The sequence below is a fragment of the Cupriavidus sp. 2TAF22 genome (genome assembly GCF_052115045.1).
Classification (GTDB): domain Bacteria; phylum Pseudomonadota; class Gammaproteobacteria; order Burkholderiales; family Burkholderiaceae; genus Cupriavidus.
In genome coordinates this window covers 46,746-63,494 of record NZ_JBFRFX010000001.1, presented here as the reverse complement: position 1 = coordinate 63,494, position 16,749 = coordinate 46,746, and the positions used below count along the sequence as shown (strand labels likewise).

12 protein-coding genes are annotated in these 16,749 nt (G+C 68.4%); 6 read left to right on the top strand and 6 right to left on the bottom strand.

What is annotated here, in order from left to right:
* Window positions 1–13 precede the first annotated feature (13 nt).
* Window positions 14–811 carry a PaaX family transcriptional regulator gene (locus AB4Z48_RS00265; RefSeq protein WP_441611815.1) on the bottom strand — a complete coding sequence of 266 codons (798 nt, stop codon included), beginning with the start codon at window positions 809–811 and terminating at the stop codon, window positions 14–16.
* Window positions 812–1,011: 200 nt separating this feature from the next.
* Between AB4Z48_RS00265 and AB4Z48_RS00260 the strand changes: the two genes are divergently transcribed.
* The 4 genes from AB4Z48_RS00260 to AB4Z48_RS00245 all read left to right on the top strand — a co-directional run bounded on the left by AB4Z48_RS00260 (window position 1,012) and on the right by AB4Z48_RS00245 (window position 4,754).
* On the top strand, window positions 1,012–1,803 hold the full coding sequence (locus AB4Z48_RS00260) for a crotonase/enoyl-CoA hydratase family protein (protein ID WP_441611814.1): 792 nt from the start codon (window positions 1,012–1,014) through the stop codon (window positions 1,801–1,803).
* Window positions 1,804–1,888: 85 nt separating this feature from the next.
* Entirely contained in the window at window positions 1,889–3,436 is a 1,548-nt protein-coding gene (locus AB4Z48_RS00255) for a class I adenylate-forming enzyme family protein (protein ID WP_441611813.1), read from the top strand.
* A 172-nt stretch (window positions 3,437–3,608) separates the two neighbouring features.
* Complete coding sequence (locus AB4Z48_RS00250; protein ID WP_441611812.1) at window positions 3,609–3,887, top strand: type II toxin-antitoxin system HicA family toxin; 279 nt, start codon at window positions 3,609–3,611, stop codon at window positions 3,885–3,887.
* 111 nt (window positions 3,888–3,998) lie between these two features.
* Window positions 3,999–4,754, top strand: coding sequence for a glutathione S-transferase N-terminal domain-containing protein (locus AB4Z48_RS00245; protein WP_441612256.1), 756 nt, complete (start codon window positions 3,999–4,001; stop codon window positions 4,752–4,754).
* Between the two features lie 99 nt (window positions 4,755–4,853).
* Here the strand turns inward: AB4Z48_RS00245 and fusA are convergent, their stop codons facing one another.
* Window positions 4,854–6,887, bottom strand: a complete 2,034-nt coding sequence (fusA, locus tag AB4Z48_RS00240) for an elongation factor G (protein ID WP_441611811.1) — start codon at window positions 6,885–6,887, stop codon at window positions 4,854–4,856.
* 661 nt (window positions 6,888–7,548) lie between these two features.
* On the opposite strand from fusA, the gene edd reads away from it, so the two are divergent.
* Window positions 7,549–9,375 (top strand): phosphogluconate dehydratase, encoded by a 1,827-nt coding sequence (gene edd / locus AB4Z48_RS00235; RefSeq protein WP_441611810.1) that lies wholly within the window; start codon window positions 7,549–7,551, stop codon window positions 9,373–9,375.
* A gap of 35 nt (window positions 9,376–9,410) precedes the next feature.
* On the opposite strand, the gene AB4Z48_RS00230 is transcribed toward edd, so the two are convergent.
* From AB4Z48_RS00230 to AB4Z48_RS00220, 3 genes are all read right to left on the bottom strand, one after another.
* A complete protein-coding gene (locus tag AB4Z48_RS00230; RefSeq protein ID WP_441611809.1) occupies window positions 9,411–10,295 on the bottom strand; it encodes a mechanosensitive ion channel family protein in 885 nt (294 codons plus the stop codon).
* A gap of 72 nt (window positions 10,296–10,367) precedes the next feature.
* A complete protein-coding gene (locus AB4Z48_RS00225; protein ID WP_441611808.1) occupies window positions 10,368–10,862 on the bottom strand; it encodes an asparagine synthase-related protein in 495 nt (164 codons plus the stop codon).
* 268 nt (window positions 10,863–11,130) lie between these two features.
* The gene (locus AB4Z48_RS00220) at window positions 11,131–12,384 is read right to left on the bottom strand and encodes an MFS transporter (RefSeq protein ID WP_441611807.1); all 1,254 of its coding nucleotides are present in this window, start codon (window positions 12,382–12,384) and stop codon (window positions 11,131–11,133) included.
* A gap of 326 nt (window positions 12,385–12,710) precedes the next feature.
* Here AB4Z48_RS00220 and AB4Z48_RS00215 point away from each other — a divergent pair, with 326 nt between their 5' ends.
* On the top strand, window positions 12,711–14,903 hold the full coding sequence (locus AB4Z48_RS00215) for a TonB-dependent receptor family protein (protein WP_441611806.1): 2,193 nt from the start codon (window positions 12,711–12,713) through the stop codon (window positions 14,901–14,903).
* Between the two features lie 180 nt (window positions 14,904–15,083).
* Here AB4Z48_RS00215 and AB4Z48_RS00210 read toward each other — a convergent pair whose 3' ends face one another.
* Window positions 15,084–16,658, bottom strand: a complete 1,575-nt coding sequence (locus AB4Z48_RS00210; protein ID WP_441611805.1) for a peptide chain release factor 3 — start codon at window positions 16,656–16,658, stop codon at window positions 15,084–15,086.
* Between the last annotated feature and the right edge of the window lie 91 nt (window positions 16,659–16,749).

Here is a 16,749-nt window from a genome sequence, read left to right as displayed (position 1 = left end):
CCACTTGGCGAGGCTAGGCGCCGAGCAGCTCCACCCACAGCGCCCTGGCGTGGAGCTGGTAGGCGCGGGTGGCTTCGATCAGGTCGCGGCGCGGCGCCGGGTCCATGATGGCCTCGGGCAGCAGCGGATCGCGCACGATGGCACGGATGATGGCACGGCCCACCAGCATGCTTTCGCGCGCGCTGGCGTCGGGCTCCATGCGCGCGAGCTTGGCGCGGCTGCGCTCGAGCTGGGCGAGCGCGCGGCGGTAGGCCGCCTGCAGCGCCGGCACGTCCCACAACTGCAGCATGCGAGCGGTGGCGTCCTCGTCGAACTCGCGGCCCACGAACAGCAGGCTGGCGCTGGCCATGCCCAGCCTGCCCAGCGCCGCGCGCATCGCCGGGGCGCCACCGGCAAGGTTGTCCGGCCGCACATTGATGGCCGCCGCCAGGGACCGGAAGCCGCACAGCGCCAGCGCGCGCGCATGGTGGCGCCAGGCGGTCTTCTCGGCGCGCGCCACCGCGGCATCCTGCACCACCAGCCAGCCGCCGTTCCATTGCTCGAGCCGGCTCTCCTTCTCGAACCAGTTCTCGACTTCGTCGTAGACGGGGTTGCCCTCCGGCAGCACCGCGTAGCAGCCGCGCTCAGTCTTGACGATGCGGCCCTGGTGCTGCAGCCGCGTCAGCGCCACCCGCACGCTGGGCGTGCCGATGCCCATCACCTCGGCGCCGCGCGCCAGCGCGTGTACCGGCAAGGTGCGCTCCGGGTGGCCAAACAGCAGGTCGAGGACCAGGTCGGTGGCCGAAGGCTCGCGGATCTCTATTTCATGCATGGATGGGGGCGTGGGACAAATGGAAAGAGTGGGACGAGTGGGACGAATGAGGCGAGCGAACGGCCGGGGGTATACGATGAATATTTCTACACATGACATATATATATCATTTGCTGAAACATTTCGGCATCTGGACAAACACCTAAGCCGCCACTCTGACACATCTTCCGCCAACCGCACCTCACTGCCCAAGGACGCGCATGGATAGTACGCCCAACCCCTATGTCAGGACCGAGACCGACGGCCCGGTCTTCACCATCATTCTGGACCGCGCCGGCAAGCGCAACGCCGTGGACGGCCCCATGGCGCTGGCCCTGCGCGCGGCCTTCACGCAATTCGAGGCCGACCCGGCGCTGCGCGTGGCGGTGCTGTGGGGCGCCGGCGGGCATTTCTGCGGCGGCGCGGACCTGAGCGCGGTCGGCGATCCGGCGCGCCGCCACGAACTGGATCCGCAGGGCGGCGGCGCGGGGCCGATGGGTCCGAGCCGGATGGCCCTGTCCAAGCCGCTGATCGCCGCGGTCAGTGGCTACGCGGTGGCGGGCGGGCTGGAGCTGGCGCTGCTGGCGGACCTGCGCGTGGCCGAGCGCGACGCCGTATTCGGCGTGTTCTGCCGGCGCTGGGGCGTGCCGCTGATCGACGGCGGCACGGTGCGCCTGCCGCGCATCGTCGGCATGGGACGGGCGCTCGACATGATCCTCACCGGGCGCGCGGTGCCGGCCGACGAGGCGCTCGGCATGGGCCTGGCCAACCGCGTGGTGGAGACAGGCCAGGCGCGCGCCGCCGCCGAGGCGCTGGCACACGAGCTGGCAGCCTTCCCGCAGCGCTGCATGCTGACCGACCGCGCCTCCGCACTCAGCCAATGGGAGCTGCCGCTGGCCGACGCGCTGCGCGCCGAAGGGGCCAACGGCACGCCGATCGTGTTCGAGGAAGGTATACCCGGCGCCGCGCGCTTCGTCGGGGGCGCCGGACGGCACGGCAAGTTCGCGGGCTAGACGCGCGCGGCGCCCGCGCGAAAGCCCGGGCGTACCCGTTTCTGCGCAAAAAGATCCATGAAAACAACGAGGAAGAGACAAGCCCATGACCACCACCACGCTTGAACTGATCCGCCGCGGCGCGGCTCAGCACGGCCCGCGCACGGCCATTGTCTTCGGCGAACACAGCATGACGTATACGCAGGTAAACGCGCTCAGCGCGCAACTGGCCCATGCCCTGCGCGCGGCCGGCGCGGCGCCGGGCGAACGCGTCGCGCTGCTGCTCAACAATGGCTTGCACAGCGTCCCGCTCGACTTCGCCTGCGTCAAGGCTGCGGTAAACCGCGTGCCACTGAACGCGCGCCTGTCGCTGGCCGAGCACCTGCGCATGCTGCAGGACACCGGCTGCCGCATGCTGGTGTTCGGCGCCGACCTGGCCGAGCGCGCGCAGGCACTGCGCGATGCCCTGCCCGCCCTGGCGTGCCACGGCATCGGCACGGCCCTGGACGGTGGCACCGACCTGCTGGCGGCCGCGCGGGCGCAGCCCGCCACCGACCCCGACGTGCAGGTGGCCGAGGACGACATCATCCTCACGCTGTTTACCTCCGGCACCACTGGCACCCTCAAGGCCGCGCAGCACACGCAGGCGTCGTACGCGGCGATCTGCCGCAACGTGCTGCTCAACCTGCTGCCGGCCACGCCGGACGACACCATGCTGCACGCTGCCTCGCTGATCCACGCCAGCGGCGTGTTCGTGCTGCCGTTCTGGCTGCGCGGCGGCAAGACCGTGATCCTGCCCGGCTTCGAACCCGCCGCCTTCCTCGCCGCCATCGAGCGCGAGCGCGTCACCGCCATCAACCTGGTGCCCACCATGCTGCAGATGCTGGTATCGCTGCCGGCCATGGCGACGTGCAAGGTGGACGCGCTGCGCTACGTGATCTACGGGGCCTCTCCCATGCCGCGCCCGGTGATCGAGCGCGCCATGGCGCTGTGGGGCCGGCACCGCTTCTGGCAGTACTACGGCCAGACCGAGGTGCCGCTGTGCCTGGCCGTGCTGCGCCCCGAGGACCATCACGGCGAGCGCCTCGGTGCCTGCGGCCAGGTGGCGCCGGAAGTGGAACTGCGCCTGGTCGACGAGGCCGGCCACGACGTGCCGCGCGGCCAGCCCGGCGAGATCGCCGTGCGCGCACCGTCGGCCGTGGCCGGCTATCACGACGCGCCCGAACTCACCGCGCAGACCTTCCTGCCGCACGGCTGGGTGCGCACGCGCGATATCGGCGTGTTCGACGCGGACGGCTTCCTGCACCTGAAGGACCGCACCTCCGACATGATCGTCAGCGGCGGCTACAACGTATATCCGGGCGAAGTCGAGAACGCCTTGCTGACCCACCCCGCCGTGCGCGAGTGCGCCGTGATCGGGCTGCCCGACGAGAAATGGGTGGAAGCCGTCAGCGCGGTGGTGGTGCTGCATGCCGGCCACCCCGCCGGCGAGGCCCTGGCAGCAGAACTGGCTGGCCACGTGGCGGCGCGGCTGGCCGCGTACAAGAAGCCACGCCGCGTGCTGTTCGCCGCCGACCTGCCCAAGACCGCGGTCGGCAAGATGAACCGGCGCGAACTGCGCGATCGCTACCGCGCGGCCGGCGGCGCCGCCTAGGGCTCGCCGTCGCCGCCGCGCTGCTTGCCGCCCCGCCCGGCTTTGGTCGGCGCCGCGCGGCAAGCAGCATTGAACACGGAGATGCCGGATACGTCGCCTGGCGTAACGCGAGCGCCAAGCGATCCGCTCTTGTATGCTACGGCTATTGCCGCCGATGCCGATCGAGCCCGCTATGAGCCATAAATCCCGGAGCCTGCTGCAGTCGATCTTCAGCCACCCGCTCAGCAACAATATCCACTGGCGCGAGGTCGAATCGCTCCTGCAGCAGCTCGGCGCCAAAGTGGAGCCCATCCAGGGCGCGCGTTTCCGGGTGGTGCTCAACGAGCACGAGTTCTACCTGCATCATCCGCATCACGGCAATGTCTGCGCCAAGCAGGAAATCAAGCATCTGCGCGATTGCCTGACGGCCGCGGGCGTCAGCCCGCCCGGCGACGACGACAAGGCCAGATAGGCGCAGTCCCCGCGTCGTCATGCCGTGCGCAATGCGCAGCGCGTTGCGCCGTCGCCCTTTCAGCCAACCGGATTCTCCATGACAGACCTGTCCGCTCCTTTTTCCCCCTCCATGTCCCCTCCCGTGTCCGCTTCGTTGTCCGCTTCTTTGTCCGCTTCTTTGTCCGCTTCTTTGTCCACCTTCCCGATCACCGGAAAATGGCCCGCGCAGCATCCCGAGCGCATCCAGCTCTACTCCCTGCCCACGCCCAACGGTGTGAAGATCTCCATCATGCTGGAGGAAACCGGCCTGCCGTACGAGCCGCATCTGGTGCGCTTCGATATCAGCGACCAGACCTCGCCTGAGTTCCTCTCGCTCAGCCCGAACAACAAGATCCCCGCGATCATCGATCCCAACGGCCCGGACGGCAAGCCGCTCGGCCTGTTCGAATCGGGCGCGATCCTGCTCTACCTGGCCGACAAGAGCGGCAAGCTGATCCCGCAGGATGCGGCCGGCCGCTACGAGACCATCCAGTGGCTGATGTTCCAGATGGGCGGCATCGGCCCGATGTTCGGCCAGCTCGGCTTTTTCAACAAATTCGCCGGCAAGGATTACGAAGACAAGCGCCCGCGCGACCGCTACGTGGCCGAGGCCAAGCGCCTGCTGGCCGTGCTCGAGGCACGCCTGACGGGCCGCGCCTGGATCATGGGCGCCGAATACACCATCGCGGACATCGCCACCTTCCCGTGGGTGCGCAACCTGATCGGCTTCTACGAGGCTGGCGAACTGGTGGGCATCGAGGACTTCCCGCAAGTCACGCGCGCGCTGGACACCTTCCTGGCGCGGCCAGCAGTGGCCAGGGGCCTGAATATCCCCAAGCGCGACTGAGGCGCCGCAAGCAGGACCAGCCCGCCAGACGCGGGCACAGGTAAAAAAGCCCGCACCGGCGCGACGCCGGGCGGGCTTTTTCTCATCTGGCGAAGCGCGCTACGCAACCGACTCCACCACCTTGGCACGCGCCGGCGCGTAGTGATCGAACTGCATGCCGAAGCTGGCACGTCCCGAACTCAGCGCACGCAGGCTGCCGATATAACCGAACATGCCGGCCAGCGGCACATGCGCCTCGATCACCGATGCGCCACCCGCCCGCTGCGATTGCCCGCGCACGACGCCGCGGCGGCGGTGCAGATCCCCGATCACATCGCCCACATGATCGACCGGCGTGATGACTTCGACCGCCATGAGCGGCTCCAGCACCACGGGTGCCGCGGCGCGCGCGGCTTCGCGCAGCGCCGCGGCGGCAGCGGTCTCGAACGCCAGCGCCGAGGAATCGCGCTCGTGATAGCTGCCGTCGAGCAGGACCGCCTTGAAATCCACCAGCGCATGGCCCGCCAGCACGCCCTGCGCGGCGGCGCGGCGGATGCCGGCTTCCACCGCCGGCACGTATTCGCGCGGCACCGCGCCGCCTGAGATGCGGCTCTCGAACTGCAGGCCTTCGCCGCGCGGCAGCGGCTCGATGCGCAGCAGCACTTCCGCGTACTGGCCCGGCCCGCCGCTTTGCTTGCGGTGCAGATGGCGCGCCTCGGCAACGCGCGTGAGTGTCTCGCGATACGCCACCTGCGGGCGGCCCACCGTCACCTCCACGTGAAAGCGCGTGCGCAGTTTCTCCAGCGTGACCTCGAGCTGCAGCTCGCCCATGCCAGACAGCAGCGTCTGCCCGCTCTCCGGATCCTGCCGCAGACGCAGGCTCGGGTCCTCCTGCACCAGCGCCTGCAAGCCGCGTGCGAGGCCGGCCTGGTCGGCATGGGTGCGCGGCTCGATGGCGACGTCGATCACCGGCTCGGGCGCGTCGATGGTCTCGAGCACCACGGGATGCGCGGGGTCGGCCAGGGTGTCGCCGGTGACGGTGGCCTTGAGGCCCGCGATTGCCACGATATCGCCAGCCACGGCGACGCCGCGCTCCTGCTTGCAGCCGGCATGCATCTCGTACAAGCGCGCCACGCGCTCGTGCTTGCCACTGCGGGCATTGAGCACGGTGTCGCCGGCGGCAAGCCGCCCGCGGTAGATGCGCGCGAACGTGAGCGTGCCGTGCGCGTCGTGCACCACCTTGAAGGCGAGCGCCACCAGCGGCCCGGCGGGGTCCGCGCAGAGATCGGGGCGTGCCACGTCCTGCGGCGCGGGCAGGTAGCCGGTCACGGCATCGAGCAGCGGTTCCACGCCTTTGTTCTTGAAGGCGGAACCAGCCAGCACCGGCACGCCGGCGCCGGCCACGGTGACGCGGCGGATGGCCGCGCGCAGCGCCACCTCGTCCGGCTCGCGGCCGGCGAGATAGTCTTCCAGCATGGCCTCGTCGTGCTCGGCCAGCGTCTCCAGCAAGCGCTGGCGCCAGGCCGTGGCCTGCTGCGCGATTCCGGCCGGCACGGGCTGCGTGGCGTACACCTGCGTGCCGTTGCCGTCGGGCCAGAGCAGCGCCTGCATGGCGACGAGATCGACCACGCCCGCGAACGCGGCTTCGCTGCCGATGGGCAATTGCAGCACCAGCGGCACCGCGCCCAGGCGCGCCTCGATCATGCCCACCACGCGCAGGAAGTCCGCGCCGGTGCGGTCGAGCTTGTTGACGAAGGCGAGGCGCGGCACGCGGTAGCGGTCGGCCAGGCGCCAGTTGGTCTCGGTCTGCGGCTCCACGCCGGCCACGCCGTCGAACACCACCACGGCGCCGTCGAGCACGCGCAGCGAACGGTTCACCTCGATACTGAAATCGATGTGGCCGGGCGTATCGATCAGGTTGATGCGGTGGCCGCGCCAGGCCACCGAAGTGGCGGCGCTGTTGATGGTGATGCCGCGCGCCTGCTCCTGCGGGTCGAAGTCCATGGCGGCGGCGCCGTCGTGCACTTCGCCGAGCCGGTGGCTGGCGCCGGTGTAGAACAGGATGCGTTCGGAGGTGGTGGTCTTGCCCGCGTCCACGTGGGCGATGATGCCGATGTTCCTGACGTTGTCGTTCCTGGGTTCCTTGCGTTCCATGATGGGCTGCCTGTGCAAAAACACCCTGGCGGGTGCGTGCCTGCCAGGGTGCTTCTGGTGTCCCCGGGCAGGCGGTCCGTGCGATGCCCCGGGACTGCGCATGGCAGCCAGGGGGCTATGGAATCGCTTGCGGAACGGCGCCGGCATGCCGCATGCGGCACGCAATGACATCGACGGCTGCGACAACCGGCGCCGCTACCAAGCCAAGGGACGAGCGCAAGCTCCCGTTCCCTTGGCCGGAGTGAATCGTGGCGATCAGCTTGTCGTAGGTACGCATGGCGCATCAGATGGTGGTGAACTGCAAAAACAAAACCCCGGAAGACCTGCGGGGCCGTCCGGGGTTGGCGATGTTCTTGCTTCGTCGTTTCCCGGAATGGCTTCTGTGCCTTCCGGGCGCGACGCTCGGAAGACTAGACGTGAAAGGCCAGCAGCACGCGATCACCGTAAGGTGCCACGGCAAACGCTGCAAACGCTGCGAATGCGGCATATGCGGCGGTGCGTCGGGCTGCTTGCTTCATGTCGTCTGAACTCCGGAGAATGGAGCGCAGTCTAGCACTTGTCGGCGCCACGTGCAGGACGCGATGCATGCGTGCATCCCCCGACAAAGTGCACTACGCTGAAAAACGCAGGCTGACAACGATACCCCACGCAGGAGATCCCCATGCCAAGCCATCCAGTCCTGGAACGGGTCACCGCCCGCATCGTCGAGCGCAGCGCCGGCACCCGGCAAGCCTACCTGGCGCGCACGCACGCCATGGCGGGACAGAAAGTGGAACGCGCGAACCTGTCCTGTACCAACCTGGCGCACGGCATGGCTGCCATGCCGGAGCAGGCCAAGATCCGCCTGAAGGCGCAGGAGCGGCCGAATCTCGCCATCGTCTCGTCCTACAACGACATGCTGTCCGCGCACCAGCCACTGGCGGAATATCCGCAGTGGCTCAAGGAAGCCGCGCTGGAGGCGGGCGGCACCGCGCAGTTCGCCGGCGGGACGCCTGCCATGTGCGATGGCGTGACGCAGGGCCAGGACGGCATGGACCTGTCGCTGTTCTCGCGCGACGTGATCGCGATGTCCACGGCGGTGGCGCTGTCGCACCAGATGTTCGACGGCGCGCTGTACCTGGGCGTGTGCGACAAGATCGTGCCGGGACTGGTGATGGGTGCGCTGTCCTTCGGTCACCTGCCTGCCATCTTCGTGCCGGGCGGGCCCATGACCACCGGCATCGGCAACGAGGAAAAGGCGCGCATCCGCCAGCAGTACGCCGAGGGCAAGATCGGCCGCGCGGAACTGCTCGAAGCGGAGAGCAAGTCTTACCACGGCCCCGGCACCTGCACCTTCTACGGCACCGCCAACTCCAACCAGATGCTGATGGAGATGATGGGCCTGCATCTGCCCGGCACCGCCTTCGTCAATCCCAACACGCCGCTGCGCGAAGCGCTCACGCGCGAATCCGCGCGCCAGGCCCTGCGCCTGGTGCATGGTGGCGAACGCTATACGCCGGTGGCGGACGTGCTCGACGAGCACGCCTTCGTCAACGGCATCGTGGGGCTGCTGGCCACCGGCGGCTCCACCAACCACACGCTGCACCTCATCGCGATGGCACGTATCGCGGGCATCGTGCTGGGCTGGGACGATTTCGCCGAACTGTCGGAAGTGGTGCCGCTGCTGGCGCGCGTGTATCCGAACGGCAGCGCGGACGTGAACCAGTTCCAGGCGGCGGGCGGCCTGCCCGTGGTGATCCGCGGCCTGCTGGAACTCGGCCTGCTGCATGACGACGTGACCACCGTGGTGGGCAAGGGCCTGGCCGACTACACGCGCGAACCGGTATTGCGCGACGGCAAACTGACGTGGATCGACGGGCCGGCCGCACCGCTGGACGACGCCATCGTGCGTCCCGCCGCGCAGCCCTTCGCGCCGGAGGGCGGCATCAAGCTGCTCGACGGCAATATCGGCCGCGCCGTGCTCAAGATCTCCGCCGTCAAGCCCGAGCACCATGTCGTGCTGGCGCCGGCGCTGGTCTTTCACACGCAGGATGCACTGATCGCGGCGTTCAAGCGCGGCGAGCTGGAGCGCGACTTCGTCGCGGTGCTGCCATGGCAGGGGCCGGCCGCCTGCGGCATGCCCGAGCTGCACAAGCTCACACCCACGCTGACCGTGCTGCAGGATCGCGGCTTTCACGTGGCGCTGGTGACGGACGGGCGCATGTCGGGCGCATCGGGCAAGGTGCCGGCCGCCATCCATGTCTGCCCCGAGGCGCTGAACGGCGGCGGCATCGCGCGCGTGCGCGACGGCGACCCGATGCGCGTGGACGCGCATGCCGGCGTGCTGACGGTGATGGTGCCGCAGGCGCAATGGGACGCGCGCGACATCACGCCGCCGGATCTCTCCGCCAACCGGCACGGTGTGGGCCGCGACCTGTTCAGCGGCTTCCGCAGGCACGTGAGCACGGCCGAGGAAGGCGCTTGCTCTTTGCTGGCCGACGAGGGCTGAGTGCTGCGGCGCTGCGGGTCGCGTGAAGATGCGCGTCAGCTCAGGCGCTGCGCAGCGCCGGGGGCGACAGGCCCGGAGCGTTGCGCATCGTCGGGCACGCGCACTTCCTGCACCGGCACGGCGATCGGGCAGCCGGCGGCTTCGAGCACCGGCTTGATGCGCTGGTAGAAACCGAAGCGCACGCTCCAGTAGTTGTCGGCGCGGGTCCAGCAGCGCACGTTGAGCGTGACGCCCTGCGCGGCGTAGTTGACCACCATGACTTCGGCGGCAGGATCGGGCAGCAGGCGCTTTTCCGTGGCAAGCATGGCGCGCAGCGCGTCGAGCGCGGCCTGGATGTCGGCGCCGAAGGTGACGGTGACTTCGATATCCAGCCGGCGCGTGGGGTTCTCGCTGTAGTTGGTGATGGCGCTGCCCCAGATCTTGCCGTTGGGCACGCGCAGGCAAACCCCGTCGGACGTGGTCAGCTCGGTCATGAACAAGCCGGTCTCGCGCACCGTGCCGGCCACGCCCTGCGCGTCGATGTACTGGCCCACGCGGAACGGCCGCAGCAACACCAGCATGATGCCGGCCGCGATGTTCTGCAGCGTGCCCTGCAGCGCCAGGCCGATGGCCAGGCCGGCCGCGCCGAGCATGGCGATGATGCTGGCGGTCTGCACGCCGAATTGCGACAGCACCAGCACCACGGTGATCACGCGCACGACCCATTGCGTGACGCTGGCCAGCATGGGACGCAGCGTGGCGTCCACGCGCGGCCGGTCGAATGCGCGCAGCACGGCAGAACGGGCGCGCCCGGAAAACCACCAGCCCAGCACCAGGATCAGCACGGCGGCAATGCAGTTCAGGCCCTGCTGCACGATCAGCTGCGCAAGGTAGGCCCAGGCCGCTTCCAGCTTGTGGGGCTCGATGAAGTTGAGGTTCATGGCAATCGGCTCCGGAGAGTAAACGTAAACGCGGGAATGACTGAAAAAAAGGAAAGAACTGAGCGCGACGGCTCAGGACGAGCGATCTTCGCGATGGCGATGCATCCGTTCGCCCGCATCGGGCAGCGGCGCTGCGCGCGGACTGGCCCGGATCGGGCTGGTGCGAGAAGCCGGCCGCCGAGCCTGTGTGGCGCTGGCGGTCTTCCGGCAAGGTGGGGCCGCTCTGAATATAGACGGTGGGCAGCTCCGCGAGAGGCACGGGCACGGGCAGACGGGTGCGCTCGTCGCCATGCGATGCACCTGCGCCGAAGCAAAGCAGCGCGGTACGCACATCGTGCCCGGCGCGGGGATCGGCATCTTCTCGCGGTGGGTGCCGAAATGACTGGCCACGAGGTCCGGGTATTGGGACGCGTCACCGGCTTCGCCGCCCACCGATTCGAAGCCGATTGCATGGGTGCGCAGGCCGGGCGTACCCGTTTCTGCGTGCAGGCCGGTGATCCGGCTCGAGTCCACGCCGCCCGAAGGCAGCATGCCCACCGGCACATCGGCCACGGTGCGGCGGCGCACGGCTGCGCATGGCAGCGCGCAGCCAGCAGCGCCGCCAGCGTGGCGGCAAAGCGCAGGCGCCGAAGCGGCACCAGCCCTTGCGTGGCAAGGCCTGGCGGCGAATCGAAGAAATTTGCCGATGTGCCGATCGGGGTGTTTTGGCTTCGGCGTTGCGGCCGCGGGGCGCGGCGCGCAGGGCACGCAGAAACGGGTACGCTTTCGCGCTTTGGCGTCCGCAAGGGAATGCCGGCAGGGCAGGAGCGCCGTGCCGGGACAACCATGGCGGCGCTCAGGCCGTGACGGGATGATCGTGCAGGCGGTCGCGTTCGGCCAGCGACGGGAACAGGCGCATCCACACCGCCACCACCACCAGCGTGCCGATGCCGCCCAGCAGCACCGCGCCCACCGGCCCCAGCAATGCCGCAGTAACGCCGGACTCGAATTCCCCGAGCTGGTTTGACGCGCCGATGAAGACCGAGTTGACCGCGCCCACGCGCCCTCGCATGTCGTCGGGCGTGTCGAGCTGGACCAGGGTGGAGCGCACCACCACGCTGATCATGTCGGAGGCGCCGAGCATGACCAGCGCCGCCATCGACAGCGGCAGCCAGCGCGAGATGCCGAACACCATGGTGGCCACGCCGAACACGGCCACCGCGCCGAACATGATGCGGCCCACGCGGCGGTTCATCGGGTGGTGCGCCAGCCACAGCGCCGTGGCCAGCGCGCCGATGGCGGGCGACGAACGCAGCAGGCCGAGGCCCCACGGGCCGGTGTGCAGTATGTCGCGCGCGTAGATGGGCAGCAGCGCGGTGGCGCCGCCCAGCAGCACGGCGAACAGGTCCAGCGAGATCGCCCCCAGCAGTACCGGCCGGCCACGGATATAGGCGATGCCCGCGAACAGCGTGGAAAGGCTGACCGGCGTGGTGACGCGCTGCGCGATCTGGCGCAGCTTGATCGCGCTTACCAGGCAGGCCGCCACCGCGAACAGCGTGGCGCTGATGGCATAGACCACGCCGGGGCCGGCCACGTAGGCGAATCCGCCCAGCGCCGGGCCAATGATGATGGCGGTCTGCACCGCCGAACTGGACATCGCCACCGCGCGCGGCAGCAGGCGCGGCGTGACCACGCTGGGCAGCAGCGCCTGCAGCGTGGGGGTCTCGAAGGCGCGCGTGGCGCCTATCAGGGCGACGAACACGAAGATATGCTCGCGCGCGATCCAGCCCTTGAGGCTGGCCAGCGCCATCGAGGCGGCGATCAGCGCTTCGAGCGTCTGGCAGGTGCGCACGATCAGGCGCCGGTCGAAGCGGTCCGCCACGTGGCCGGACATCAGCAGCAGGATCACCGAGGGCAGGAACTGCACCAGGCCCACCATGCCGAGCATGAAGGGATCCCGCGTGAGGTCGTAGATCTGCCAGCCCACCGCCACCGTGAAGATCTGGTAGCCGATGGTGGTGCACAGGCGGGCAAACCAGAACAGCCGGAACGAAGGATCGCGGAAGACGGAGTCCGGCTCGGCGGCCGGAACGGAGGCAGGGGTCGACATGGATGGCGGCAAGGACGGGACAGTTGGCGCGGCACATGGCGCGCCGCACTCGGCGAAACACAAGAAAAGCGCCTTACGCTGCCCTTTTGCTCACATCGGGACTTCCGATCGGGGCTAATGCTTGATTCCACAAGTATCGGATTCTATCCGAGCGAGGGCGCGCCCGCCGACGCTGGCGGCAACTTCCATGTATCAACTTTGATGCAATGTCACCACAGAGCCGAAAAATGAAGTGATTCCGATAATGATTCGTATTTATAATTCGAGCCCTCGATACGGTACGGGCAAACCCTAGTTCCCGCCCGCGCATTCCAGGAAGTCCACCCTTGCAGCCCACCATCCGACTCACGGGTGCCGCCCTTGGCGCCGCCCTGCTTTGCCTCTCTTTGTCCACACGCGCAGCCGACGCCACACCTGCGCAGGCCGCCGCCGCACCGGCGGCAGACGCGGCCGGCGCACCCGCCTCCCAGGGCGAGAAAACGCTCGGCGCCGTCACCGTGGTGGGCAACTGGCTGGAAAATCCCAGCGAGACCAAGGTGCTGGAGCACCCCGGCGCCCGCACCATCGTCGAGCGCGAGACCTTCGCCCAAAGCGGCGCCAGCAATGTGCGCGACGTGCTGCGCCAGATCCCGGGCGTGCAGGTGCAGGAGAGCAACGGCACCGGCGGCAGCGATATATCGCTGAACGTGGGCGTGCGCGGCCTGGCCTCGCGCCTGTCGCCGCGCTCGACCATCCTGATGGACGGCATCCCGCTGGCGGTGGCGCCCTACGGCCAGCCGCAGCTGTCGATGGCGCCGGTGGCGCTGGGCAACCTGGACGCGGTCGACGTGGTGCGCGGCGCAGGCTCCGTGCGCTATGGCCCGCAGAACGTGGGCGGCATCATCAACTTCGTGACGCGCGCGATCCCGAAGACGTTCGCCGCGGATGCCTCGGTCGAAACCGACATCTACTCCCATGGCGGCAGCGTCAAGACCACCCCGAGCGCATTCATCGGCGGCACCGCTGAAAACGGCCTGGGCGGCGCGCTGCTGTACTCCGGCGTGCATGGCAACGGCTTCCGCGAGAGCAACGACCACGTCAGCATCGACGACCTGATCCTCAAGGGTTCCTACCGCATCACGCCGGCCGACGAGCTGAGCGCCGCCTTCTACTACTACGAGGGCAACGCCGGCATGCCCGGCGGCCTGACGTCGGCGCAGTACGCGGCCAACCCGTTCCAGTCGGTGCGCCCCTTCGACAACTTCAGCGGCCGCCGCAACGATTTCTCGTTCAAGTACGCGCACAACGACAAGGACCGCAAGTTCGAAGTGCTGACGTACTACACGGACAGCTTCCGCGGCAGCAACATCGAGCAACAGGGCACGGGCGCCCAGGCCAGCCAGCGCCGCCTGACCGCCGCGCCGCGCAACTACCACACGTTCGCGATCGAGCCGCGCTACTCGCAGCTGTTCCGCACCGGCGACGTCAGCAACGAAGTCAGCGTGGGCTACCGCTACCTGCGCGAGGCCAGCGACGAACAGGCAAGCCGCACGAGCTTCTACACGCCGGGCTCGGTGAACGCGCCGGACCTGGCCTCGCCGGTCTACCAGTGGCGCACCGGCGGCACCACCGCCAATGCGGTCTACATCGACGACACCATCAACATCGGCAACTGGACCATCACGCCGGGCCTGCGCTACGAGTTCATTCGCTCGAACCTGACCGACCGCTTCACCAACGTGCGCACCGATGTCTCGTCCAACGAGCCGCTGCCCTCGCTGGCCGTGATGTACCACGTGAGCGACAACTGGACGCTGTTCGCCAACGCGGGCGTGTCGTTCGGCCCGCTGCAGTACTTCCAGATCGCCTCGACCACCAACGGCCTGACGCCGGAGAAGGCCAAGACCTATGAGGTCGGCACGCACTTCAACGCCAACGGCTGGGGCGGCGAGCTGACGCTGTTCAACATCGACTTCGACGACGAACTGCAGCTGCGCGGCGGCACCGGCGGCGCGCCGGACGCGTGGACCAACCTCGGCGCGACCACGCACCGCGGCGTCGAATCGTCACTGCGCTACGACTTCGGCACGCTGTCGAAGACCCTGATCGGCCTGTCGGCGTACGCCACCTACACGTTCACCGACGCGACCTACAACCAGGGCAATTTCGCCGGCCGCGACCTGCCGTTCTACTCGCGCCACGTGGCGACGCTGGGCATGCGATACCTGCGCAACCGCTGGATGCTCAACGTGGACACCTTCGCGCAGTCCAAGCAGCGTTCGCCGGGCGACCCGAGCACGTCGGCCACTTACCAGACCGCCGAGAGCGCCAATGGCGCGCTGGGCGATATCCCGGGCTACGCGCTGGTGAACATGCGCCTGGGCTATGACTTCGGCAAGGCGGCGCAGAACCTGAAGATCGCCGTGGGCGTGAAGAACCTGTTCGACCGCCGCTACTTCACCCGCTCGACCGACAACAACGCGGGCAAGTACGTGGGCATGCCGCGCACGTTCTACATCCAGGCTTCGCTGGCTTACTAAGCCGGCATCCCGCAGCAAGAAAACGGCGCCCCGGGGCGCCGTTTTCGCTTCCAGTCCCGCGCGCAGGCACCGATCGGCGTCAGCACGCTCACGCGGCTGGTGCCGTTCGCGCTGGCGGGCGTGTATGCGGATGCAGGCCTGGCGGCGGGGCGCAGCGTGACGCTGCGAAGCCCGCGGGGCTCAGACGATCTCGCGCGTTTCCTTGAACTCGACCTTGGGAAAGCGCTCCTGCGTCAGGCGCAGGTTCACCATGCTCGGCGCGAGATAGACGTGATCGCCGGCGCCATCCAGCGCGACGTTGTGGCCGGCCTTCTCGATCAGCTTCTCGATCTCGGCCGGATCGCCCTTGAGCCAGCGCGCCGTGGCGCATTCATGCGATTCGAAGATCGCGTCCACGCCGTATTCGTGCTCCAGGCGGTGCGCCACCACGTCGAACTGCAGAATACCCACGGCACCCAGCACCAGGTCGTTGGAAGCAATGGGACGGAACATCTGCGTGGCGCCTTCCTCGGCCAGCTGCTGCAGGCCCTTCTGCAGCTGCTTGACCTTGAGCGGGTTGTTCAGGCGCGCGCGGCGGAAGAATTCCGGTGCAAACGACGGGATGCCCGTGAACTTGAGCGCCTCGCCTTCGGTGAACACGTCACCCAGGCGGATGGTGCCGTGGTTGGGCACGCCGATGATGTCGCCGGAGTAGGCTTCCTCGGTGGTGTTGCGGTCCTGCGCCATGAAGGTGATGGCGTTGTTGATGGCCACGGTCTTGCCGGTGGACACGTGCAGCAGTTTCATGCCGCGCTCGAAGCGTCCCGAGCACACGCGCACGAAGGCGATGCGGTCGCGGTGGCGCGGGTCCATATTGGCCTGGATCTTGAACACGAAGCCGGTGAACTTGGTTTCGTCCGGCTCCACCACGCGCGTCTCGGTGTTGCGCGCCTGCGGCGGCGGCGCGAGTTCGCACAGCGCGTCGAGCAGGGACTGCACGCCGAAATTATTGATGGCCGAGCCGAAGTAGACCGGGGTCTGCTTGCCGCAGAGGAAGGCGTCCTTGTCGAAGGCGTGCGAAGCACCGCGCACGAGTTCGATCTCGATGCGCAGCTCTTCCGCCTGGCTGCCCAGCACGCGGTCCAGCTCGGGGTTGTCCAGCCCGTCGACCATGGCGGAGGTACCCTTCTCGCCGTGCGGGTCGAACAGCTGCACGCGGTCATCGATCAGGTGGTACACGCCGCGGAAGGACTTGCCCATGCCGATCGGCCATGTCATCGGCGCGCACTGCATCTTCAGCACGTCCTCGATCTCGTCGAGCAACTCGATGGGCGAGCGGCCTTCGCGGTCGAGCTTGTTGATGAAGGTGATGATCGGCGTGTCGCGCAGGCGGCAGACGTTGAGCAGCTTGATGGTCTGCGCTTCCACGCCGTTGACGGAATCGATCACCATCACCGCGGAGTCCACCGCGGTCAGCGTGCGGTAGGTGTCTTCGGAGAAGTCTTCGTGGCCCGGGGTGTCGAGCAGGTTGACGATGTTCTCGCGGTACGGGAACTGCATCACCGAGGAGGTCACCGAGATGCCGCGCTGCTTTTCCAGCTCCATCCAGTCGGAAGTGGCGTGGCGATCCGCCTTGCGCGCGCGCACTTCGCCGGCGACCTGGATGGCGCCGCCGAACCACAGCAGTTTTTCGGTCAGGGTCGTCTTACCCGCGTCAGGGTGCGAAATGATGGCAAAGGTGCGACGACGCGCAATTTCGGATACGAGCGAGCTCACGGCAGTGGATTCGGCAAACAGAAGATGGAAGGGGCCCGGGGCGCAGCGGACCGGCGCCAGGGGCCGGCGGGACCATCAGCTTGCGGTCGGG

Coding starts and splice junctions, on each gene's coding strand:
- AB4Z48_RS00260 (WP_441611814.1), top strand. CDS start 1,012: ATGGATAGTACGCCCAACCCCTATGTCAGGACCGAGACCGACGGCCCG.
- AB4Z48_RS00255 (WP_441611813.1), top strand. CDS start 1,889: ATGACCACCACCACGCTTGAACTGATCCGCCGCGGCGCGGCTCAGCAC.
- AB4Z48_RS00220 (WP_441611807.1), bottom strand. CDS start 12,384: ATGTCGACCCCTGCCTCCGTTCCGGCCGCCGAGCCGGACTCCGTCTTC.
- fusA (WP_441611811.1), bottom strand. CDS start 6,887: ATGGAACGCAAGGAACCCAGGAACGACAACGTCAGGAACATCGGCATC.
- AB4Z48_RS00245 (WP_441612256.1), top strand. CDS start 3,999: ATGTCCCCTCCCGTGTCCGCTTCGTTGTCCGCTTCTTTGTCCGCTTCT.
- edd (WP_441611810.1), top strand. CDS start 7,549: ATGCCAAGCCATCCAGTCCTGGAACGGGTCACCGCCCGCATCGTCGAG.
- AB4Z48_RS00265 (WP_441611815.1), bottom strand. CDS start 811: ATGCATGAAATAGAGATCCGCGAGCCTTCGGCCACCGACCTGGTCCTC.
- AB4Z48_RS00250 (WP_441611812.1), top strand. CDS start 3,609: ATGAGCCATAAATCCCGGAGCCTGCTGCAGTCGATCTTCAGCCACCCG.
- AB4Z48_RS00230 (WP_441611809.1), bottom strand. CDS start 10,295: ATGAACCTCAACTTCATCGAGCCCCACAAGCTGGAAGCGGCCTGGGCC.